22 protein-coding genes are annotated in these 23,119 nt (G+C 53.3%); all 22 read left to right on the top strand.

Features of this window, described 5'->3' with window-relative positions; translation table 11 throughout:
* Positions 1–111: 111 nt before the first annotated feature.
* Complete coding sequence (locus tag ACTNC3_RS09800; protein WP_441227307.1) at positions 112–981, top strand: PD-(D/E)XK nuclease domain-containing protein; 870 nt, start codon at positions 112–114, stop codon at positions 979–981.
* A gap of 382 nt (positions 982–1,363) precedes the next feature.
* Positions 1,364–2,818 carry a nicotinate phosphoribosyltransferase gene (locus ACTNC3_RS09795; RefSeq protein ID WP_441227306.1) on the top strand — a complete coding sequence of 485 codons (1,455 nt, stop codon included), beginning with the start codon at positions 1,364–1,366 and terminating at the stop codon, positions 2,816–2,818.
* Between the two features lie 280 nt (positions 2,819–3,098).
* Positions 3,099–4,190, top strand: coding sequence for a histidinol-phosphate transaminase (gene hisC, locus ACTNC3_RS09790; RefSeq protein ID WP_441227305.1), 1,092 nt, complete (start codon positions 3,099–3,101; stop codon positions 4,188–4,190).
* A 96-nt stretch (positions 4,191–4,286) separates the two neighbouring features.
* Entirely contained in the window at positions 4,287–4,895 is a 609-nt protein-coding gene (gene hisB / locus ACTNC3_RS09785) for an imidazoleglycerol-phosphate dehydratase HisB (RefSeq protein WP_410043815.1), read from the top strand.
* Positions 4,896–5,006: 111 nt separating this feature from the next.
* Positions 5,007–6,215, top strand: a complete 1,209-nt coding sequence (locus tag ACTNC3_RS09780) for an ATP phosphoribosyltransferase regulatory subunit (RefSeq protein WP_441227304.1) — start codon at positions 5,007–5,009, stop codon at positions 6,213–6,215.
* A complete protein-coding gene (gene hisG, locus ACTNC3_RS09775) occupies positions 6,212–6,868 on the top strand; it encodes an ATP phosphoribosyltransferase (RefSeq protein ID WP_441227303.1) in 657 nt (218 codons plus the stop codon). Before ACTNC3_RS09780 ends, hisG begins: the two co-directional genes overlap by 4 nt.
* Before the next feature lie 10 nt (positions 6,869–6,878).
* Positions 6,879–8,165, top strand: coding sequence for a histidinol dehydrogenase (gene hisD, locus ACTNC3_RS09770; protein WP_441227302.1), 1,287 nt, complete (start codon positions 6,879–6,881; stop codon positions 8,163–8,165).
* 416 nt (positions 8,166–8,581) lie between these two features.
* Positions 8,582–9,190, top strand: coding sequence for an imidazole glycerol phosphate synthase subunit HisH (gene hisH, locus ACTNC3_RS09765; protein WP_410043375.1), 609 nt, complete (start codon positions 8,582–8,584; stop codon positions 9,188–9,190).
* Between the two features lie 9 nt (positions 9,191–9,199).
* A complete protein-coding gene (gene hisA, locus ACTNC3_RS09760; protein ID WP_441227301.1) occupies positions 9,200–9,916 on the top strand; it encodes a 1-(5-phosphoribosyl)-5-[(5-phosphoribosylamino)methylideneamino]imidazole-4-carboxamide isomerase in 717 nt (238 codons plus the stop codon).
* 125 nt (positions 9,917–10,041) lie between these two features.
* On the top strand, positions 10,042–10,800 hold the full coding sequence (hisF, locus tag ACTNC3_RS09755) for an imidazole glycerol phosphate synthase subunit HisF (protein ID WP_441227300.1): 759 nt from the start codon (positions 10,042–10,044) through the stop codon (positions 10,798–10,800).
* 113 nt (positions 10,801–10,913) lie between these two features.
* Positions 10,914–11,291 carry a phosphoribosyl-AMP cyclohydrolase gene (gene hisI, locus ACTNC3_RS09750; protein WP_441227299.1) on the top strand — a complete coding sequence of 126 codons (378 nt, stop codon included), beginning with the start codon at positions 10,914–10,916 and terminating at the stop codon, positions 11,289–11,291.
* A 53-nt stretch (positions 11,292–11,344) separates the two neighbouring features.
* The gene (locus ACTNC3_RS09745) at positions 11,345–11,890 is read left to right on the top strand and encodes an NUDIX hydrolase (RefSeq protein ID WP_441227298.1); all 546 of its coding nucleotides are present in this window, start codon (positions 11,345–11,347) and stop codon (positions 11,888–11,890) included.
* A 142-nt stretch (positions 11,891–12,032) separates the two neighbouring features.
* Positions 12,033–12,842, top strand: a complete 810-nt coding sequence (locus ACTNC3_RS09740; protein ID WP_441227297.1) for a spermidine synthase — start codon at positions 12,033–12,035, stop codon at positions 12,840–12,842.
* Between the two features lie 11 nt (positions 12,843–12,853).
* Positions 12,854–13,876 (top strand): PHP domain-containing protein, encoded by a 1,023-nt coding sequence (locus ACTNC3_RS09735; RefSeq protein ID WP_441227296.1) that lies wholly within the window; start codon positions 12,854–12,856, stop codon positions 13,874–13,876.
* A gap of 100 nt (positions 13,877–13,976) precedes the next feature.
* Complete coding sequence (locus ACTNC3_RS09730; protein ID WP_410043382.1) at positions 13,977–15,599, top strand: AMP-binding protein; 1,623 nt, start codon at positions 13,977–13,979, stop codon at positions 15,597–15,599.
* Between the two features lie 120 nt (positions 15,600–15,719).
* Positions 15,720–16,196 carry a PaaI family thioesterase gene (locus ACTNC3_RS09725; protein WP_410043383.1) on the top strand — a complete coding sequence of 159 codons (477 nt, stop codon included), beginning with the start codon at positions 15,720–15,722 and terminating at the stop codon, positions 16,194–16,196.
* A gap of 106 nt (positions 16,197–16,302) precedes the next feature.
* Positions 16,303–17,016 carry a GntR family transcriptional regulator gene (locus tag ACTNC3_RS09720; protein ID WP_441227295.1) on the top strand — a complete coding sequence of 238 codons (714 nt, stop codon included), beginning with the start codon at positions 16,303–16,305 and terminating at the stop codon, positions 17,014–17,016.
* Positions 17,017–17,353: 337 nt separating this feature from the next.
* Positions 17,354–18,124 (top strand): acyl-CoA dehydratase activase, encoded by a 771-nt coding sequence (locus ACTNC3_RS09715; protein WP_441227294.1) that lies wholly within the window; start codon positions 17,354–17,356, stop codon positions 18,122–18,124.
* A 22-nt stretch (positions 18,125–18,146) separates the two neighbouring features.
* Complete coding sequence (locus tag ACTNC3_RS09710) at positions 18,147–19,382, top strand: 2-hydroxyacyl-CoA dehydratase subunit D (protein ID WP_410043386.1); 1,236 nt, start codon at positions 18,147–18,149, stop codon at positions 19,380–19,382.
* Between the two features lie 2 nt (positions 19,383–19,384).
* Positions 19,385–20,497 (top strand): 2-hydroxyacyl-CoA dehydratase subunit D, encoded by a 1,113-nt coding sequence (locus ACTNC3_RS09705; protein ID WP_410043387.1) that lies wholly within the window; start codon positions 19,385–19,387, stop codon positions 20,495–20,497.
* Between the two features lie 128 nt (positions 20,498–20,625).
* Positions 20,626–21,777, top strand: coding sequence for a YkvI family membrane protein (locus ACTNC3_RS09700; RefSeq protein WP_441227293.1), 1,152 nt, complete (start codon positions 20,626–20,628; stop codon positions 21,775–21,777).
* Between the two features lie 38 nt (positions 21,778–21,815).
* The gene (locus ACTNC3_RS09695; RefSeq protein ID WP_410043389.1) at positions 21,816–23,048 is read left to right on the top strand and encodes a CaiB/BaiF CoA transferase family protein; all 1,233 of its coding nucleotides are present in this window, start codon (positions 21,816–21,818) and stop codon (positions 23,046–23,048) included.
* The last annotated feature ends 71 nt before the right edge of the window (positions 23,049–23,119 follow it).

Genomic DNA, 23,119 nt, shown 5'->3' with positions numbered 1-23,119 from the left:
ATGAAGAAACTCTGCGCAATAGACACGAAGGCAACTATCGAAGACAAGGATGGAAACCCAAAGATCTCACGGTAGTAAGTTAGCGCGCTCAGCTAGCACTGAGCGCTTACAGTGAAGGAGTGGTACGACGGCTATCACTTCGGAAATGCAGATGTTTACTGTCCGTGGGATGTTGTAAACTTTGTGGACCGCGCGAAGGATGATCGAGAGGCAAGGCCGGAAGCGTACTGGATCAATACGAGCGGAAACGACCTCGTGAAGCGCTTTATCGATAAAGCGAATAAAACAACGAAGAGTGAGATCGAACGTCTGATCAACGGGGAAGCCATCGAAAAGGAGCTTCGCCTGGAACTCACGTATGAAGAGATCGATCAGAGCATCGAGAACCTTTGGAGCGTACTTTTTACGACGGGGTACTTAACACAAACTGGAAGACCGAAGGACGGCGCTTATCGCCTGATTATTCCGAATCGGGAAGTGCGCGAAGTCTTCAGACTTCAAATCAACGAATGGTTTAAGAAATCCATCTTCAGTAACACAGAGCGCCTGACTGCATTCTGGAAAGCTTTTGAAGAAGGAGATACCGAAGGTGTCGAGCAGTACCTGAACCGGATACTCAGTAATTCCATCAGTGTTTTCGATACGAAAGCAAGAAAGGAAGAAAAGGAAAGCTCCTATCATAACCTTCTCGTCGGGATCCTTACCGGAAATGCAGACTGGCTTGTGAAGTCAAACGTCGAAACTGGAGAAGGATTTGCAGATATCATCGTGGAAACGGATGATCCGGATGCGGGGATCGTCGTGGAACTAAAGTATACGAAGAACTTTGACGAGTTGAAGGCGGCGTCTCAGAAGGCCCTTGACCAGATTCGGGACCGTCGTTATCAGGAGTATCTTCTGAATGATGATCGGAAGAGTATCCGGCTGTATGGGATCGCCTTCTGTAAGAAACGGTGCTGTGCAATCAGTGAAAAACTGTGAGATGATGAGACGAAAGGATGGGACGGACTCCCTCAATATATTTATAAGCCGGGGTGATGATCACTCCGGCTTTTTACAAAACGGGGCGGATCTCTAGATTTGCCATTCGAAAAACGGGGCATTACAAGATGAACAATTTGCAAAAAACGGGGCAATCAATTTGAAATTCTATTGTAAAAACGGGGCAGTTTCTATATTCTGAAGGAAGAGAAGATCGGGAAGATGATCGTCGATCTCGACATGAGCGGATTATAGAGCCAGAGGTGATGCGGAGCTGCCAGGTAAACGTGCAGTAAGAGAGAAGCTTCGCGAAAAGGAACTGGAACAGAAGATCCCGCGTTGCTCGAAAGCAGCAGGGCATCTGTGATAGAAAGGATTTGACATGAATCAGAGTGATCAGCGGAATATTTCCATGATGATGGATCTCTATGAGATGACGATGGCGAATGGTTATTTCCAGGATCCGGGGGCAGAGGACCTGGTGACCTTCGACGTGTTCTACCGGAAGAATCCGGATGGTGCGGGTTTCGCAATCTTCGCGGGGCTTGAGCAGGTGCTGGACTACCTCGAGGGGATGCACTTCGATGATGCGGACATCGCGTACCTTCGCTCGCTTCATATCTATGCGGAGGATTTCCTCGACTGGCTGCGGGATTTTCGCTTCCGTGGCACCGTGCGGGCGCTGCCGGAGGGCAGCATCATGTATCCGAATGAGCCGATCCTCACGGTGGAGGCGCCGCTCATCGACGCGCAGCTGGTGGAGACAGCGATTCTCGCGCAGGTGAATCACCAGTCCCTCATCGCGACGAAGACGAACCGGATCGTCCGCTCGGCAGAGGGCCGGCTGGTGGCGGACTTCGGCGCGCGTCGGGCGCACAATGTTGACGCCGCGGTGTATGGTGCCCGGGCCGCCTACATTGGCGGTGCCGCAAGTACGGCGACGATGCTGGCCGGGGAGATGTTCGGCATCCCGGTGAGCGGGACGATGGCGCACAGCTGGGTGATGTACCACGATGACGAGTACACGGCGTTTAAGCACTTCGCGGAGATCTATCCGGATAATTCGGTGCTGCTCGTCGACACCTACGATGTGCTGGCGTCCGGTGTGCCGAATGCGATTCGCGTGGCGAAGGAGGTGCTGATGCCGATGGGGAAGCGGCTGAAGGGCATCCGGCTCGATTCCGGTGACCTCGCGTATCTGTCGAAGAAGGCGCGGAAGATGCTCGACGCAGCGGGGCTCGAGGACTGCATCATCGTGGCGTCGAACAGCCTCGATGAGTTTACGATCCACTCGCTGCTCGAGCAGGGCGCGTGCATCGATTCCTTCGGTGTCGGCGAGCGGCTGATCACAGCGAAGAGCGATCCGGTGTTCGGCGCGGTGTATAAGCTGGTGGCGGTGAACAGGGATAAGGTCTGCTTACCGAAGATCAAGGTGTCCGAGACCTTCGAGAAGATCACGAATCCGGGGCAGAAGCGCGTATGGCGTGTCTATAATCCAGATGGCTACGCGGTCGCGGACCTGATCACGATGGCGGACGAGGTGCCGGATCCATCGCAGCCGATCCCGTATGTGGATCCGGAGAAGCCGTGGAAGTCGATGGCCTTCACGGACTGCACGGTGCGTGAGCTGCAGGAGACCGTCATGGTCGACGGACGGCGGACGAAGCCGTCTCCATCCATCGAGCAGGTGCGGAGCTACGTGAAGCAGCAGCTCGAGCGGGAGATCTGGCCGGAGGAGCAGCGACTCGAGAATCCGCACACGCACTACCTCGACATGAGCCCGGCGTACTACCAGATGAAGATGGAGCTGCTGAAGGCAGCGCAGGCGACGAAGTGAGCTGAGTTTATAAAAATTTAATGGGGTCTGACCCCATTAAGAAATCATTACGAAAGTCTTAAGGCGATCGTAAGGGGGTCAGACCCCATAAAGTTCAGGGCCGGAGGGAACGCCGGTCCTCATTTTTTTCTTGACATGTGTAGCTTCGTTTTATATCATCTCACTATGGCACTTTACCATGCTACTATAATAAAGCATAGTAACAACTCCTATCATCAATTGTTATATCGGGATTTTGGGCCATGTTGTATACTTATAGAAAACCATCGGGAGGTTCGAGATGTCCAGATTTTTAAGCAGTGCATACCGTACGCTGACGCCGTACACGCCGGGCGAGCAGCCACAGGATAAGAAGTACATCAAGTTAAACACGAACGAGTCGCCGTTTCCGCCGGCGCCGGGGGTGATCGCGGCGGTCAATGCCTCCGAGGCGATGGACCTCCGGCTCTACTCGGACCCGGAGCTGAAGCCGCTGAAGGCACAGCTCAGCGAAAGCTTCCAGGTGGACGTGTCTGATGTATTCATTGGCAACGGCTCGGATGAGTGTCTGAACTACGCGTTCATGGCCTTCGGCGAGGACGGCTTCGCATTTCCGGACATCACCTACAGCTTCTATAAGGTGATCGCGCAGCTGAATCAGGTGACGACGGAGGTGAAGCCGCTGCGGGCGGATTTCAAGATCGACCTCGCGGATTATCTCGGGCCGGAGACGCCGGACGGGGGTCATGCAGGCATCGGGAAAAACATCGTGATCCCGAACCCGAACGCACCGACCGGGATTCCGATTTCGCTCGACGCGATCGCAGAGCTCTGTGAGGCCAATGCAGACCACGTCGTGATGATCGACGAGGCCTATGTGGATTTCGCGGACCAGGCGATCAGTGCGGTACCGCTCACAAAGAAGTATAAGAACCTGCTCGTGACGCAGACCTTTTCGAAGTCCCGCAGCATGGCGGGGGCTCGAGTCGGCTTCGCGATCGGTGATGCGGCACTGATTCAGGACATGGAGACGCTCCGGAACTCGAACAACCCGTACAACGTGAACCGCATCTCGATGAAGTGTGCGGTGGAGGCGCTCCGGGATACGGCCTACTTCGAGGCGAACTGTGCGAAGATCCGTGCGAATCGTGCATGGACGCGGACAGAGCTGGAGAAGCTTGGCTTCCATGTGCTGGACAGCCAGACGAATTTCCTCTTCGCAGAGAGCCCGGCGATCTCCGGTAAGGAGCTCTATCTCCGCCTGAAGGATAACGGCGTGCTGGTGCGCCACTTCGATGATCCGAAGATCACGAATTTCAACCGCATCAGCATCGGCTCCGAGGAGGAGATGGCGCAGTTTATCGAGACCGTGCGGGACATCCTCACGTTCTGAGTTTATAAAAATTTAATGGGGTCTGACCCTATTAAGAAAATTTAATGAGGTCTGACCCCATTACGAAATTCTTAAGATGAGATTCAGGGAGTAGATATGAGAGTAGCAGAGATCAATCGGGTGACGAATGAGACGGATGTGCAGCTGTGGCTGGACCTCGATGGGGATGGCAAGGAGTCGGAGATCAAGACGGGGATCGGTTTCTTCGATCATATGATGACGCTGTTCAGCCGGCACTCGGGGATTCAGATGAATCTCACCTGCGAGGGGGATACCTGGGTCGACGATCATCATAGTGTGGAGGATATCGGCATCACGCTCGGGCAGGCGATGTCGGAGGCGCTCGGTGACCGGAAGGGGATTCGGCGCTATGCGAGCATGACGCTGCCGATGGATGAGGCGCTCATCCTCGTGGCGGTGGACATCAGCGGCCGTGGCGGCTTCTATGGTGAAATTCCGTTTAAGACGGAGAAGATCGGCAGCTTCGATACGGAGCTCGTGGTGGAGTTCTTCCAGGCCTTCGCGCTGAACGCCGGTATCACACTGCATATTCGAGAGCTCGCGGGCGAGAACAGCCATCACATCGCGGAGGGCTGCTTCAAGGGACTCGCGCATGTGCTGCGGGAGGCGGTCGAGATCGACACGCGCTTCGCAAACGATATCCCGAGTACGAAGGGCGTACTCGCGAGCCCGACCGGGGAGTGATGTGTGTTGGCGGACAGCCCGCATTGGGCGATGACTACGCAGCGGGCGAGGCATTGGCCACACGATACAACTGCACAGGGGATGCATGGGTGCGGTGCAGGAAGGATGAACATGATGACGGAACAGAAACTGAATGAGCTTTACGAGCGCTTCGGCTACCGGAAGTTCAAGATGACGAAATTTGAGCCTTATGATCTCTACGCGGACAACCGGGATTTTCTGAAGTCCAGTCAGCTGATCACCTTCACGGACCTCGATGGTTCGTTGCTGGCGCTGAAGCCGGATGTGACGCTCAGCATCATCAAGTCGAACCTCGGCGGGGAGGAAAAGGTCTACTACAACGAGACGGTCTACCGTCCGAAGGACAGTCACTACCGCGAGATCCTGCAGTCGGGCATCGAGTGCATCGGACGGATCGACGCGTATTCGGAGGCCGAGGTGATCGCGCTCGCGGCGGAGTCGCTGAAGCTGATCGGGGAGCGCTTCGTGATCCGCGTGTCGGATGCGGCCTTCCTGCAGGAGATGTTCGCGACGATGGGCCTCACGGACAGCACCATCGCGGAGGCGCTGCGTCTCTTCTCGATGAAGAACACGGCGGGCTTCGATGCGCTGGTGCGCGAGGGGAAGCTCACGGAGGCGAGTGCGCGGACGCTGAAGTCGCTCGCGGATCTGTACCGGCCGTTCCGGGAGGGGGCTGCCGAGCTTCACTCCTTTGCGATTTCCAATGCTTCTGCCCAGATGGCAGATCACCTCGCGAAGCTCTGTGATATCCTCGAGGCCTTCGGTGTGCTCCAGTACGTCTATCTCGATTTCTCCCTGGTGAACTCCATGGATTATTACAACGGACTGATCTTCCAGGGTGCGGTCGAGGAGATCCCATTCACCGTGCTGTCGGGTGGACGCTATGATCGTCTCCCGGAGAAGATGGGGAAGAAGGTCGGCGCGATCGGCTTCGCCCTCGACCTTGATACCGTCGCAAACTATAGTCCAAAGCGCCGGGATGCCGACGTCGATGTGCTCGTGCTCTATGCGGCGGGCGACGAAGCGACGCGGGTGGCGGCGGTCATGCGGGCGCTCAGTGCGCGCGGCCTCCGGGTGCGGAGTCTCCGGATAGAGGAGCAGGCGCGCGTCGAGCATAAGATCACCGCGCGGCAGACACTGCGCCTCAGTGACGCGGAGGCGCTGGCGACGCGCGAGGATACAGTTTCGGATGGCGCGGTCTTAGGCGCAGCATGTGATGCTGTGCCGGGCGTGGAAGCATCGACCATGCGGACCGGTGAAATGAAAAACCACATCGGAGAAGGGAGCGGCTTAAAATGATCAATGTAGCACTGGCGAAAGGCCGCCTCGGCGATAAGACTTACTCGATGATGGCGAAGGCCGGCTTCGACTGTCCGGCGATCCTCGAGAAGAACCGGAAGCTCACCTTCGAGAATCCGGAGAAGGGCATCCGCTACTTCTGGGTGAAGCCGTCGGATGTCGAGATCTACGTCGAGCGTGGCGCGGCAGACATCGGCGTCTGCGGTGCGGACATCCTCCTCGAGTACGAGCCGGATGTGTACGAGCTGCTGGACCTCGGCTTCGGCAAGTGCCGCATGTGCGTGGCGGGCCCGAAGGATTTCTATGATAACGAGGAGCGGACGCTCCGGGTCGCGACGAAGTTTGCGCATGTGGCGAGCCGCTACTACGAGTCCATCGGTCGCGACATCGACATCATCAAGCTGAACGGTTCGATCGAGATCGCGCCGATCCTGGGCCTCAGCGATGTCATCTTCGATATCGTCGAGACGGGCAACACACTTCGGGAGAACGACCTCGAGGTGCTGACGGAGGTCGTGCCGATCAGTGCGCGCCTCATCTGTAATAAGGTAAGCTACCAGTTCAAGCATGACGAGATCATGCGCTTACGGGACGGTCTCGCGGAGATCGTCGCGAGCGGCGAGAAGGTAGACGCCGTGAAGCTGGAGCATTAGGAGAAGAGACATGATTAAGATTTTCGAGATGGGAAAGATCAGAGACGAGGAGATTTTCGCGCGCTTCGAGCCGACCTCCAGCGTCGAGGATAGCGTAAAGGGCATCATCGCGCGCGTGCGTGCGGAGGGGGATGCGGCGCTGCGGGCGTACAGCGCGGAGTTCGACCACGTCGACGTCGAGGATTTCCTCGTGAGTACGGCGGAGATCGAGGCGGCGCTCGCGAAGGTGGAGCCGGGCTTCATCGCGGTGCTCGAGGAGGCGGCGGCCAATATCCGTGCCTTCCACAGTAAACAGGTGCGGAACAGCTTCATCATGGCGGACAAGCCGGGCGTGATCCTCGGGCAGCGGGTGATCCCACTCGAGAAGGTCGGCCTCTATGTGCCGGGCGGCACGGCGGCGTATCCGTCGACGGTGCTGATGGATGCGATTCCGGCGAAGATCGCGGGCGTCGAGGAGATCGTCATGGTGACCCCACCGAACAAGGAGGGTTCGGTCAATCCGTACATCCTGGCGGCGGCGCATGTCGCAGGCGTGGGCCGGATCTTCAAGGTCGGTGGCGCGCAGGCGGTGGCGGCGCTTGCATATGGCACGGCGTCGATTCCACGCGTCGATAAGATCGTGGGTCCGGGCAATGCCTTCGTCGCCGAGGCGAAGAAGCAGGTGTTCGGACAGGTCGGGATCGATATGATCGCCGGTCCGTCGGAGGTGTTGGTGCTCGCGGACGGCAAGTCGGATCCGCGCTTCGTGGCGGCGGATCTGCTGAGCCAGGCAGAGCACGATAAGAATGCGTCGGCGGTGCTCATCACGGATTCCATGGCGCTCGCCGAGGCGGTGCAGCAGGAACTCGAAGTACAGCTCGCGCAGCTGAAGCGGGAGGAGATCGCGCGGGCGTCCATCGATCACAACGGAAAGATCATCGTCGCCCATGACCTCCGTGAGGGTATCGACGCGGCGAACCGCATCGCTCCGGAGCACATGGAGGTGTGCGTAGACCAGCCGTTTGACTACCTGCCGCTCATCAAGAACGCCGGCTCCGTCTTCCTCGGCCGTTACAATGCCGAGCCAACCGGTGACTACTTCGCTGGCCCGAACCACACGCTGCCGACCTCCGGGACGGCACGCTTCTACAGCCCGCTCGGTGTCGACGACTTCGTGAAGAAGATGCAGTACAGCTACTACACGAAGGACGCCCTCGAACAGGACTACGATAAGATCTCCATGTTCGCGAATAAGGAAGGGCTCACCGCCCACGCCCGTGCTGTGGACATCCGCTTCGGGAAAGAAGACCGGGATTGAGTCGGATTTTTCATAAGGCAGACCGGGATTCAGGCAGGTTCTGCTCCAATCCTGCAGATTTTTCGCAAAACAGCATTAAATAGATGAGATGACATTATCTATTTTGAAATTTGACACAATAAGGTACTTTTAAAAATTTCGACATTACCTGGTTTGACGCAATAAAGGTTCTAAAGAAATATTGACATTATATTTGACGCAATAGAGCTTGTTTAAAAATAATGACATTAGCTATATCCTTAAATATTTTGCATATGTGTAAGAATTTAACGATAGAGGTAATGTCGAATTTTTCAAAAGGCATGTATTGCGTAAAACTTGAAATTACATAATGTCATTCATTCTATAATATGCAGTATTGCGAAAAAGGAAGTACCAGAAAAACCGATTGGGAAAATCAGATTGAAAGGACGACTATGATTGCAATCATCGAATATGGCGTGGGAAATCTCTTCTCGCTGCAGAGCTCTCTCAGAGCGATCGGCGAGGAGGTGGTGGTGACGGCGGATCAGGAGGTCATCCGGCAGGCGGATCATGTGATCCTGCCGGGGGTCGGTGCGTTCGGTGACGCCGTGCAGAAGCTGCGCGACTGCGGGCTCTTCGATTTCGTGAAGGCGCAGGCGGCGACGGGGAAGCCGTTTCTCGGGATCTGTCTCGGTATGCAGCTGCTGTTCGACCGCTCCCTCGAGTATGGGGAGCATGAGGGCCTCGGGCTGATTCCGGGTGAGGTGCGTCCGATCGAGGGTGTGATCCCGGCGCATCTCGACATCCCGCACATGGGCTGGAATGCGTTGCACTTCGTGGATGACTGCCCGCTCTTCCGCGATCTCACGGAGGGCGACTGTGTGTACTTCGTGCACAGCTTCGCAGCCTTCGACTGTGACGCGCATCTGACGGCGACCGCGGAGTACGGTGTGCCGCTGACCGCCGCAGTTCAGAAGGGCAATGTCTATGGCACGCAGTTTCACCCGGAGAAGAGCGGGGCTGTCGGCCTGAAGATCCTGAAGGCGTTTGCTGCACTGTGAGGAGGAACTATGCTGCTGTTTCCAGCGATTGATTTATATGACCATAAGGTAGTACGGCTTCTGAAGGGCGACTACCAGAAGATGACAGTGTATAGCGAGGACCCGGTGGCGACAGCCCGGGGCATCGAGGCGGACGGCGGACGCTGGCTGCATCTCGTGGACCTCGAGGGCGCGAAGGACGGCACGACGCCGAACTTCGATGTGGTGGCGGCAATCTGCAATGAGACGAAGCTCCAGGTGGAGATCGGCGGTGGGATCCGCAGTCTCGAGATGATCGAGCGCTATCTGAATGCCGGTGTCGCGCGGGTCATCCTCGGCACGAAGGCCGTGACGGATGAGGATTTCCTGCGGGATGCGGTGGGGCGCTGGGGCGAGCGGATCGCCGTGGGCGTCGATGCGAAGGATGGCCGGGTGGCCGTCAAGGGCTGGGTCGAGGTCCTCGATGTCGATATGTTCGACTTCCTGTGGAAGCTGCGAAGCCTCGGTGTGAAGACCGCGATCGTCACGGATATCTCGAAGGACGGCGCGATGAAGGGCACGAATCTGCCGTTGTATGAGCGCCTGAGCCGGCTTGACGGCATCGACATCACCGCGTCCGGCGGCGTGTCGACGCTCGAGGACATCCGGGCACTCCGCGACATGGGGCTCTATGGCGCGATTCTCGGCAAGGCGATGTACAACGGCGCCATCAAGCTGAAGGATGCGCTGGACGTCGCACGCGGATGATGTGTCGGGCAGTAGGGATGCTTTGGCAGGCGACATCGGGAGATCGGTGAAGTCTTGCTGACAGAACGCAGCGGACGGTGCCTGTGAAAGTGCATTGGCCGAAGGCAGATGATGAGGTAACAGAGATGATTACGAAACGAATTATTCCGTGCCTGGATGTGCGCGACGGGCGCGTGGTGAAGGGCGTCAATTTCGAGGGACTGCGCGATGTGAGCAGCCCGGTGGAGCTCGGGAAATACTACAGTGATGCGGGCGCGGATGAGCTCGTGTTTTATGACATCACCGCGAGCTTCGAGGGGCGGAAGCTCTTCACGGACATCCTGACCGAGGTCGCGCGGCAGATTTTTATCCCGCTCACCGTCGGTGGCGGCATCAACACGGTCGATGATTTCGATCGCGTGCTGAAGTGCGGTGCCGATAAGGTGTCAGTGAATTCGGGCGCGATCAGGAATCCGGATCTCATCAACGCAGCGGCCGAGAAGTACGGCAATCAGTGCGTGGTGCTCTCGGTGGATGCGAAGCGCGTGGACGGAAGCTATCATGTCTTCCTGAACGGCGGCCGCATCGATACTGGCATGGATGCACTCGAGTGGATCCGGGATGGCGTGAAACGTGGTGCGGGTGAGGTCGTGCTGAACTCGATCGACACCGACGGGGTGAAGCAGGGCTTCGACCTCGAGATGCTCGCGGCGGTGAATCAGCTCGTGAAGGTGCCGGTCATCGCATCCGGCGGTGCCGGCTCCATCGAGGATTTCGTGACACTGTTTCACGAGATTCCGGACATCTCTGCCGGCCTCGCCGCCTCGATCTTCCACTTCGGTGAGGTGAAAATCGAAGACCTGAAGGCGAGACTCCAGGCGGAAGGCATCCCGGTCAGACGTTGATTCACAGTAAAGATGGGGGCACATTTTGAAGTGTACATTCAGAGTGTTGCTTCCATTTTTTACGTTCTATAGTACAATGTTGACAGCGTATCACAGATGAGGAGAGGGCAGGAATGGCAGTCGAAACATTTGATATTGAGAAGGTGAAGTTTGACGAGAAGGGGCTGGTGCCGTGCATCGTGCAGGATGTCGAGACAAAGCGCGTGCTGACGCTGGCGTACATGAACCGGGAGTCGCTGGGCATCACGCTGGAGAAGGGGCTTACCTGTTTCTGGTCCCGCTCGCGGCAGGAGCTCTGGCTGAAGGGCGCGACGAGCGGAAACTACCAGCACATCGTGACGATGGAAGCGGACTGTGACCGTGACGCGATTCTCGTGCAGGTCCGGAAGGATGGCCCGGCGTGCCACCGCGGGAATGACAGCTGTTTCGATGATTCTTTATATAAAGAATGGGCGGAGAACCGGTCGAAAGATAAGCCGCTCGGGAAGTGAAGAGCTGACGCCAGAGGCATTGGCCGAAGAACATGAGATGTGGGGAAGAAGAGATGGATTCAAAAGACGAGCGAATGGATATATATGACAGCGAGAAGCGCCGGACGGGCCGTGTCGTGCCGCGTAGCAGCTTCCTGCAGGCGGGCGAGTTCATGCTCTACGTGCTGGCGCTGATCGAGCGGCCGTCGGACGGGCGTTTTCTCATCACGCAGCGTGCGCGCACGAAGAAGTGGGCGGCGGGGGCCTGGGAGATTTCCGGTGGCGGGGCGCTGGCAGGCGAGGACAGCTTCACCGCGGTGACGCGCGAGGTGCGCGAGGAGACCGGACTCGATATTTCAGCGGTGCCGGCGGTGATGCGGACGCCGATCTACGGGTACCGCAACGAGGACCTGAAGCGCGGCGACAACTATTTCGTCGATATCTATCACGTGAAGCTGGAGTTCGCGGAAGCGGACGTGACGATCGAGCAGTCGGAGGCCATCGACTTCCGCATGGCGACGATGGACGAGATCCGCGCGCTGCACGAGGCGGATGAATTCCTGCATTATAAGCGGATTCAGGAAGCACTCGCGGCGGAGAAGAAGGTGACGCAGGCATGATGCCTGGTTTTTGAAGGAAACGTGCCTGCGGTTCATGATGGTGAATTTCGGGAGTGTAGGCATGTTCTGCGGTATTTTCAGGTATCATGCCTGCCAGGCGAGTACCAAGGGGCAAAATCTGTGGGAGAACGAAGAGCTGTACATGGAAGAGTTTATCAAGGAAAAGAAAACAGTTTATAAAACGCGGGACCCGCTCGGGCAGTCGATCGAGGTCTGTGAGGGGCTCTACAACGAGGAACACATGCGGCTGCTGCTCGTCGATGGGGCGATGCAGTCGGCGCAGTACCTGGATCCGCTGCGTCCGGATGAGCTCGCGTTCGAGTATATGCGCGAGTTCGAGTGGGCGTTCCGCCTGCATCCGTCGGCGCAGCGGGTACTGCTGATCGGGGGCGGCGGCTTTGCCTACCCTCGGTTTTTTCTGAAGCAGTATCCGGAGAAGTCGATCGACGTGGTGGAGCTTAGCCCGACGATCGTCGAGGTCGCGCGGGATTATTTCGGTCTGCGCGCGCTGGAGGCACAGTATTCGGACCGACTCCGCGTCATCGTCGGCGACGGCCACCGATATCTGGAAAAACTGTCCGCAACCTTTGCCGCTACGGATGCGTCTGTGAGGGTGGCCAATGCAGGCGACCGCGAGGCTCATACCGCTGCGGAGGAAGATTCACTCCGCTACGACGCCATCCTGAACGATGCATATATCGGCTATAAGTCGAGCGCATCCATGCAGGCGTCGGCGCAGCTGTTCCACCAGTGCCTCACGGATGGTGGCCTCTACGCCGCCAATATGGTGACGGCGCTTCGTGGCCTCCACTCGATTCAGATGCGCCGTGAGCGGAAGAATTTTCAGAAGGTGTTCGCATACACCTTTCTCATGCAGTGCGACGACGAGATCAGTCTATTCGTGCCGCAGAACAACATTTTCTTCGCTTCGGATACGGCATTTGAGATGTGACAGGAGTTCTCATGGGAAACTTAAAAGCAAATTATCATACGCATACCACCTTCTGTGATGGCTCCGACGCGGCGGAGGCCGTGGTGCAGGAGGCGCTTCGAAAGGGATTCACGCATCTCGGCTTCAGCGGGCATATGGACCCGGGCGTCTCGATGGACTACGCGGCCTACGCACAGGAAATCTGCCGTCTGCAGGTGGCGTACCGCGACCGAATCGATATCCTCCGAGGTGCGGAGCTGGACAATGTCTACGACCCGTCCTGTGTGACCGGTGCGGAGGTGCCCGACAGCGCGGGGGCGCTGCCCGACGCCCTGGGGACTTCTGCGGGTGAAGCTTTCGGTGCGGAATACACCATCGGCTCGACGCATTTCGTGCCGGTGCCGGGCTCTTCTGTGTGGTCGACACCGGCTGCCTTCGGGACGCACCGTGAGGGCTCCGAAAACTGGGATCTGATCGGCGTGGATGGAGACATTGGCATGCTCCATGACCAGTGCAGGCAGTACTATGGCGGCGACTTCTACGCCCTGTCCGCGGACTACTACCGCTTCGAGGCGATGGTGGCGACACGGCTGCACCCGACGTTTATCGGGCACTTCGATCTGATCACGCGCTTCAATGATCTCTCGCGCGCAGATGGTGGCCACTTCCTCGATGAGATGAGTGAGCGTTACCTTCTGCCGGCGCGGCGAGCCATGGAGGCGCTCGTGCCGTACGGGCTGCCGTTTGAAATCAACTGCGGCGCAGTGAACCGCGGGCGGAAGAGGGAACTGTATCCACGACCGGAGCTGCTTCGGCATCTCCATGCGCTCGGCGGAGAGATCCTGATCTCCGCGGATGCGCATCAGAAGGAGCTGCTCGACGGCGGCTTCGAGGAGGCGATGGAGCTCGCACGCTGGGCAGGGTTCACGCACACAAACCTCCTCGTGCGTGCGGTGGGCGCCGATGATGCTTCTCGACCTGCGAAGAATACGAAGCCGGATGCGGGAGGAACACTGTACTGGCGGACGGCAGCATTTTGTCCAAAATTCATTTAGTTTCTGCTTGATATATTTATATCAAGGATGTAGACTTGTATACAACTCAACAAGATGAATAACTTTGATAGGGTAAAAGTTGATTCAAGGAGGATGTTACATGGAACTGGTGAATCGGACAATCGCAGACTGTCTGAGAACGATGGCGGAGAAATATCCGGATCATATTGCACTCGAGCAGGCAGAATGGACCTGTACGTTTCGTGAACTCGATGAAATTACAGATGCCTATGCCGGACGCTTGATGAATCAGTATGGTGTGAAAAAGGGACAGCACATCGGTATCTGGAGTGTGAATACCCCTAGCTTCGTGTTCACGGCGCTTGCACTTGCAAAAATCGGTGCGGTGGTCTGCACATATAATACCTATTATCGTGTAGAAGAGATGAGCAGTATTCTTCACCAGTCCGATGTTGAACTCCTGTTTTATGGTAGTGGCTGTAAGGATACAGTATATGATGACCTGATCCCGGACATTAAGCGCCGTACACCGTCAGTGAAACACTTTTATCATATTGACGAAAAGGAAGGCGGCATCTGGATGTCGCTCGACAGCTTTTCGGAGAACGAGAAGAGTGCGGAGACGATCCAGCAGGTGCGGGATGCAGAAAAGCAGGTAGATACACAGGATCCTGTGTTTATCATTTTTACATCCGGAACCACCGAAATGCCGAAGGGCGTCGTGCTGACACACTATAGCGTCATCAACGATGCACTGCATACGAAGCATTATATGCGCTGGACAGAAGAAGATAAGATGTGTGTTTCGGCTCCGATGTTCCACTGCTTCGGCCTGATCACGGCACTTGTCGGCTGTGTAACCACCGGCTTTACGATGCATCTGCTTCCGTATTTCCGTACAGCGACCGTATGGAGAGCGATTACAGAGTATCACTGTACCATTATGATCGGTGTACCGAGTATGTATCTGGCACTGATTCATAAGAGTGAATATGCTGATCTGAACGGAGAGAGTCTGAAGTCTGGTGTCGTTGGAGGATCGCCGCTGCCACCGGATGAGTATGAAGAAATCAGTGCACGTTTTTCGAATATGCATTTGCAGCCTTCGTTTGGTATGACGGAGATGTCAGCTGCGGTATCGTTCGCCGGATGGGATGACCCGATTGAAAAGAAGGCGGTGACCGTCGGACGACTTATGGAGGATGTAGAAGGACGAATCGTTGATCCGGAATCCGGAAAAGTTCTGGGACCGAACCAGCGTGGCGAGATCCAGTTCCGTGGCTTCAATGTCATGAAGGAATACTATAAGCGTCCGGATAAAACCGCGGAAGCGTTTACCGCTGATGGGTGGTTCCGCTCGGGAGATATCGGCTATTTCAATGATGAAGAGGAGCTGTGTATCACCGGTCGCCTGAAAGATATGATCATTCGTGGTGGTGAAAATATTTCGCCGATGGAAATCGAAGAAGTGATTTTACGTTCCGGTATGGTAGAGAACGTAAAGGTCGTTGGTGTGCCATCGAAATTCCGTCAGGAAGAAGTGGCCGCCTGCGTGATTCCGAAAAACGGAAATATACTGAATATGGAAAGCTTTTATGCCTTCCTGAAGCCACGTATTGCGTCCTATAAAGTTCCGAAGTTTGTGCTTAGCTTTCATGAATTTCCGATGACCGCGTCTGGGAAGATCGATATCGCTGAAATCAAGCATCAGGCCATCGAACTGACGAAGACGCCGAATGAGCGGTGCTATGTCAATGCATAAGGCGAAGCATCATCACTCCGCGGGCGCGGTTTAAGATCGTCTGGCGATGATGAAAAGGCAGAAGCATTGGCCGCAGGCAGAAGATGATTCATTTTAAAACAGGCGATGTGAGGTTGATATATGAAGAAAATGGATGAAGCATTTTATAAAAAGGTGATGGATTATCGAAATTCCGAGAATAATCCTTATGGTCAGCTGCTGCAGCTGCGTGTCGTTGATATCAAAGAAGGATATGGTCGGGTAGAAATCGATCTTCATCATGAGCTCATGAATTCTGTTGGTATCGTGCATGGGGGACTTCTGTTCTCCATCGCGGATTCTGCAAGCGGTGCCGCTGCAGCTTCCAGGGGAACGAAGAGCGTGACGCTGAGTGGCGGCTTGAATATTATTCGTAAGAGCGTAGGCTTTCAAAAGCTGATTGCGGAAGCCTATGTGGTACAGAATGGCGGAACGATTTCCGTGTACGACACGAAGATTCATAACGAGAATGGTGATCTGATTGCAGAAGGCATGTATACCTACTTCGATCTGCATCGCCCACTGTTTGAAGATGAGGAAAGTACATCCGAATCTCCGGAAGGTTCTGAGAAGAAATAAAACGATAGAACCGTATGGATACATCCGAGAGGGAGGACAGACGCTTTACTTATCCTACTAATTTGGTATACTATAAAACGGGTTTACCAGCAATGAAGGATATCAAATGAATAATAAAATAAATCTGAATCAGATAGCAGCGATAAAAACCATGAATAGTGACGAGATCTATGAAGAAATCCGAAAGCAGATCATCGATCTGAGCTATGAGCCCGGGCAAATGCTGAGCGAGAACCAGATGGTAGAGCAGTATAAAGTCTCCCGTACGGTGATACGTGCTGCTTTTTCCAGACTTCAGCAGACAGGATTTCTGGAAGTATATCCGCAGCGAGGTACCTTCGTTTCACTGATTAATCTGAATTATATTGCGGATCTTCTGATGCTGCGAACGGCCATCGAAAAAGAAGTCATCTTCGAGCTGATATCCTATTTGTCAGACGAGAGACTGAATGCATTGATTGAGAAGCTTGAAGAGAATATGATGAAGCAGGAATTATGCTCTCATGAAATCGACTACCATGGTAACTTCCCGAGGTTGGACAATGAATTTCATGAGGCGATGATCCAGTCTGTACGAAGAGAGTCGCTGGTTGCACTACTTGGCCCGTACATGGGGCACATCGCGCGGTGGAGAAACTTTGACGTTTCCTTCGATAATCGTATTCCTGAACTTATAAAGGAACATCGACATATTCTGGAGGCAGTAAAAAGTAAAGATATTTTTCTGGCACAGAAAGCACTGGCAGAGCATCTGGAAACCATCACGACGATCGCAGATCGTGCGATGAAGGAGTATCCATCCTACTTTATACGACAGTAATATTTAAAGCGTACTGACATGAATCCCCAAACGGATGAATTTACGTAATGTAAACCATCTCTTTGGGATTTTTTTTATATTGAAGCGTAGAATCGTTATGAAGTTGATCAATAGTCATCATTGAAACTTGAAAAAGAAACGTTGGGTAAAAATACAAGTTTAAAAATTAACAAATTTTCGAAATATTATCAGTTAAATGCACAAAACAGGAAACACCATGCAGATTACTATTTACATAATGCACAAGCCTTGATAGAATAATAACAATGTATTTTGTCCTTTTGATATTCACTAGTATACAAGTAGACAAAAGAACAAGATTACATAAGGAGGGACAATGTTTACATTAGGCGTTGATATAGGATCAACAACTGCGAAAGCGGTTATCCTTCAGGATGGAAAAGATATCGTAGCATCTTCGATTATCGTAGCGACGGTTGGTACCAGTGGTGTCCAGCGAGCAGTAGAGGATGTTCTGAAACAGACAAATTTAACATTATCGGATATAGAAGCAACGGTTGCCACCGGATACGGACGGCAGACCTATGACGATGCGGATTATCAGGTCAGCGAGTTGAGCTGCCATGCCATCGGAGCACACTTTGTATTTCCTTCTGTTCGAACCGTGATTGACATCGGTGGTCAGGATGCGAAGGTGCTCGCACTGAATGAGCAGGGACAGCTCGATAACTTTGTTATGAACGATAAGTGCGCAGCAGGCACCGGTCGTTTCCTGGATGTCATGGCGAACATCCTGAACCTGAAGATCGATGATCTCGAGGTGGAAGCGGCGAAGGCGCAGCATCCGGCACAGATTTCCAGTACCTGTACCGTATTTGCAGAATCTGAGGTGATCTCACAGCTTGCAAACGGAACAGATATTGCGGATGTGGTGGCAGGTATCTGTAACTCCGTTGCCACCAGAGTGGCGTCTCTTGCAAGACGCGTCGGCATCCGCGAAGAGGTCTGTATGACCGGCGGCGTGGCCAATAACGGCGGCGTACGACATGCACTCGAGCATGAGCTTGGTGTCACGATCGCATATGACGAGAAAGCACAGCTTATGGGAGCTTTAGGCGCTTCTATTTATGCTTTTAAAAATCTTTAAATAAATAAAGGAGGTTTTATCTATGGGAGAGGAAATCAAGAAACAGAGACCGGCACCAGATCCAAATTCTGCGAAGGTACTGCTGAGAAACATCGCAGCAGCTGCATATGATAATGCAGTCGAAGCGAAAAAGCGTGGCGAGTTAGTCGGCTGGTGCTCGAGTAACTTCCCGGTAGAAATTCCGGAGACGTTAGGGCTTACCGTTTGCTACCCGGAGAACCAGGCAGCTGGTATAGCAGCCAGAGGCGGCGGAGAGAGAATGTGCTCCGAGGCAGAGAGCGAAGGCTACAGCAACGATATCTGCGCATATGCCCGTATCTCGCTGGCATACATGAAACTGAAGAGTGCACCTGAGCAGGATATGCCGCTTCCGGATTATGTACTCTGCGCAAACAATATCTGTAACTGTATGATCAAGTGGTATGAGAATATCGCGAAGGAACTCAATATTCCGATGATCATGATTGATATTCCGTTCAACCCGGATTATGAAGTATCCGAGGCTGAGATCGATTACATCGAGGGACAGATGTGGGATGCCATTCATCAGCTTGAGGGAATCACCGGTCATAAGTGGAGCGATGAGAAGTTCAAGCAGGTACAGGAGATTTCTGGAAAAGCAAGTAAGGCATGGCTCGATGCCACCGCAACAGCAAAGTATGTTCCATCACCATTTAATGGCTTCGATCTCTTAAATCACATGGCGGTTATGGTTACCGCAAGAGGTAAGGAAGAAGCAGCCAAGGCGATGGCAACTCTGAACAGAGAGTATGAGGAGAACCACGTAAACGGAACTTCTACTTTCCGTGCAGAAGAGAAGTACAGAATCATGTTTGAGGGTATCGCCTGCTGGCCATGGCTGAGAGCAACCTCCAGCGGTCTGAAGAACCGTGGCATCAACATGGTTACCACCATTTATGCAGATGCCTTCGGATTCATCTATAAGGACTTCAGAGATATGTGCAGAGCATACGCAGAGGTACCGAACTGCATGAATCTTGAGCATGCAAGAGATAAGAGAATCCGTCTCTGCAAGGCAGATTCAGTAGAAGGCTTACTGGTACACACCAACCGTTCATGTAAGCTCTGGTCCGGATTCATGCCGGAGATGTCACGTCAGATCGGTGAAGCATGCGGTATTCCGGTTGTTTCCTTCGATGGTGATCAGGCCGATCCGAGAAACTTCTCTGAGGCACAGTACGATACGAGAGTTCAGGGACTGATGGAAATCATGGATACAAATAAGGAGGCGAAGTAATTATGACATCAAGTGAAATTTTTGCGAAGCTTCATGAAGTGGCTTCCAATCCGAGAAAGCAGCTCGATCAGTATCTTGCAGAAGGTAAGAAGGTGGTCGCGGTTACCTACTATACACCGAATGAAATCATCCATTCGATGGGCCTCGTTCCGATGGGTGTATGGGGCGCAGACGTTCAGATCAATCAGGCGAAGAAGTACTTCCCTGCATTTATCTGCTCTATCATGCAGTCGATCCTCGAGCTTGGAATCAACGGTGAGTACAAGGGCATTTCTGCGATCGTCATTCCTTCGCTCTGCGATTCACTGAAGTGCATCGGTCAGAACTGGAAGTACGCCGTAAAGGATATTCCGTTTATCCCGATGACCTATCCGCAGAACAGAAAGCCGGAGTATGGCAAGCGCTTTACGAAGGCCGGCTATGAGCGAGTGGTTTCTGACCTCGAAGCTATCACAGGTGCGCATTTCTCAACCGCAAGCCTGGCAAACTCAAATCATATCTACAACGAGCATAATGCAGTGATGCGTGAGTTCGCGGAAGTAGCATCTGAGTATAAGATGACGGCACAGGAGAGATCCGATGTATTTAAGAGTGCATGGTTCATGCTTCCGGAAGAGCATACCGCTCTTGTAAAGGAGCTGATTGCAGAGCTTAAGCAGGGTCCGAAGGATGAGCGTAAGGTAAGAGTTCTTGTAAGTGGAATTCTTGCAGATGCGCCACAGCTCCTCGAGATCTTCGAGAAGTACGGCATCAAGATTGCATTTGATGATGTATGTAACGAGTCCAGACAGTATAAGGTAGACGTTCCTGAGACAGTTCAGAATGCGATGGACGGTCTCGTTGAGAAGTACTGTGCGATGGATGATGACACACTTCTTTATGATTCGAAGAAGTCCAGAGTCGATTACATCGTGGATCAGGCGAAGAAGCATAACGCAGACGGTGTCATCGTACTGATGACAAAGTTCTGTGATCCGGAAGAGTTTGACTATGTTCCGATCAAGAGAGCCTGCGAGGCTGCCGGACTTCATCAGGTAAATATCGAGGTTGACCGTCAGATGGTGAACTACGAGCAGGCTGCAACACAGTTAGAGGCGTTCAGCGAGTTATTCTGATGTAAGCAAGTACTCGTCGGGTGCATGTCCATGCACCCGCATGAGTGCCGTGCATAGCATAAGAAATTCGAAAGGCGGTTTCTTATGTTTATAAAGTTTTATAAAGCACTTTTTAGGAGGAAGTAGTAATGGGAAGCAGTAAAAAAGAGAGTCGCCTGGCCATCGAAATCGGCGTAGCATTCGTATGGTTCACGACACAGTTTGGTGGTGGTTTCGCATCAGGTAACCAGCTAAGACAGTATTTCGTACAGTTTGGTAACTGGGCATTCTTAACCTGCCTGATTTCACAGTTAATCGGTGCATTCTATCAGTGGTATGCACTTCGTTATGCGAAGAGACACAATGTATATGACTACAGAAGCTACAACAACAGCTTTTATGGCAAGTATTCACCGATTTTCTCAAACCTGTACGAGCTTGTATATGTCGTAACCCTTTGCGTAGCACCTGCAGCAGCATTCGCAACCGGTGTTGAGACCATGAAGGCATCCTTCGGTGTGAATCACTGGGTTGGTACCGCATTCGTAGGTATCTTCATTTTCATCGTTGCTGTTTATGGAACAAACGTTGTTCGTAAGGTTGCATCGGTTCTTTCCATCGCCATCGTAGCAGGTCTGTTCCTGGTTTATATTCCGAACATCGCTGTACAGTGGGGTGACATCCAGGCAAACATCGCAGCAAGCGCAGCTGCACCGGCACCGATGAGCAAGGCTTTATGGCTGAGTATTGTTTACTCTGCATTCCAGCTTGCATCTCTGGGCCTTCTTGTTCAGCATGCAGCACCGTTTGAGGAGCCGGATGATGCGAAGGCTTCGATGACCATCGGTTTCTTCGTCAATGGTCTGATCTGCATCATGGCCGTTCTCGGTCTTACCGCTATTACAAACGATCCGAACTTCGCTAAGGAGTCCATCCCTCTGATGATCCTCGTGAACAAGGGACCGGCACCAGACGTTCTTCGTCCGATCATTTCGATCCTGATCATCCTCGGCTCTGTATCCACTGCCGTAAACATGATCGCTGGTATGTCCAACCGTGTATGTAAGGGCCTCAACCCGAACTTCGATCCGACTGCAAAGCCTGGTAAGGATGTTATCATCGTAACCCTGATCTGTACCGTGGTTGCATTTGCAATCGCACAGCTTGGTCTTAATAAGATTGTAGCCGTAGGTTACAAGTACCTCGGATACCTCACCATCCCTGTAATCATCATCCCATATGTAATCCATATGATCGTTACAAAGTTCGATTCTCTTCCACTGGAGAATGAAAATAAGTAATTGAATAAAAACTATAATTTTAAAAGGAGAATATGACTATGAGCAAGTTACTTGAAGGCGTAAGAGTTGTAGAGCTTGCGAACTTTATCGCAGCAGCTACAGCAGGAAGATTCCTCGCCGATTGTGGCGCCGATGTCATCAAGATCGAAGCTCCAAATGGAGATCCGCTTCGTTACACAGCACCATCCGAGGGTAGACCTCTCGACTGGCTGGAGAATACAACCTGGGAGCTGGAGAATGCAAACAAGAGAGAGGCATCCATCAACCTGAAGTCCCCGGAAGGTATGGAAGCATTCTATAAGCTGCTTGGAACAGCTGATGTACTGATCACAAACTGGAGAATTCAGGCTCTTGAGAAGCTTGGCCTCGACTATGACCACCTGAAGGAGAAGTTCCCGAAGCTGGTTTATGCGATCTGCACAGGCTATGGTGAAAAGGGTCCGGACAAGGATCTTCCAGGATTTGACTTCACCGCATTCTTCGCACGTGGTGGATATCTTCACTCCTTACATCAGGGCAGTGACCGTCCGATGAATGTTGTTCCTGGCCTCGGCGATCATAACGTAGGTATGAACCTTGCGGCTGGTATCCTCGCTGCACTTTATCATGCAAAGGTTACCGGACAGGGTGAGAAGGTAGAGACCTCCCTTTTCGAGACCTCCGTTTACAACATGGGTATGATGGTACAGGCTGCAAACTATGATGGCATCGCAAGAAAGTATCCGATCGATGCACGTAATGCAGCAAACCCGGTAAACAACTGCTTCAAGACCAGTGATGGCCGTTATATTCAGCTCTGCACACCGGATTACAATACCTACTATGAGAGAGTTATGCGCTCCATCGGTCGTGAGGACCTGATCGGCAATGCTGACTTCTTCCCGATTCTTGATTGCCAGAAGAACGGAAAGACCCAGGAGGTATACGACATCGTGACCACTGAGTTTGCGAAGTATACGAAGGACGAGATGGCACACAATCTTACTGAGAATGATGTTCCGTTCGGCCTCGCACAGAGCTGGGAGGAAATCCTTCAGGATAAGCAGGCAGAGGCAAATAATTGCTTCTATGATATGACCTTCCGTACAGGTAACACCAGAAGACTCGTACGTCTCCCGGTTAAGTTCACCAACATGGGCACACCGGATTACAACAGAGCTCCTGATCTCGGTGAGCAGGGCCCAGAGGTTCTGAAGGAGTTAGGTTATACCGACGAAGATATCAAGAGAATGCTTGAGAGCAAGGCTCTGTATATTCGCGATAACAAATAACAATTATATAAGGGCAATGATGCTTAGACCTAGACGCCTAACCGGTCATTGCCCGACTTTTTATGAAGGAG

The organism is Oribacterium sp. HCP3S3_B9, assembly GCF_052064255.1.
GTDB lineage: Bacteria > Bacillota > Clostridia > Lachnospirales > Lachnospiraceae > Oribacterium.
This window is presented reverse-complemented; position numbering and strand designations above follow the sequence as displayed.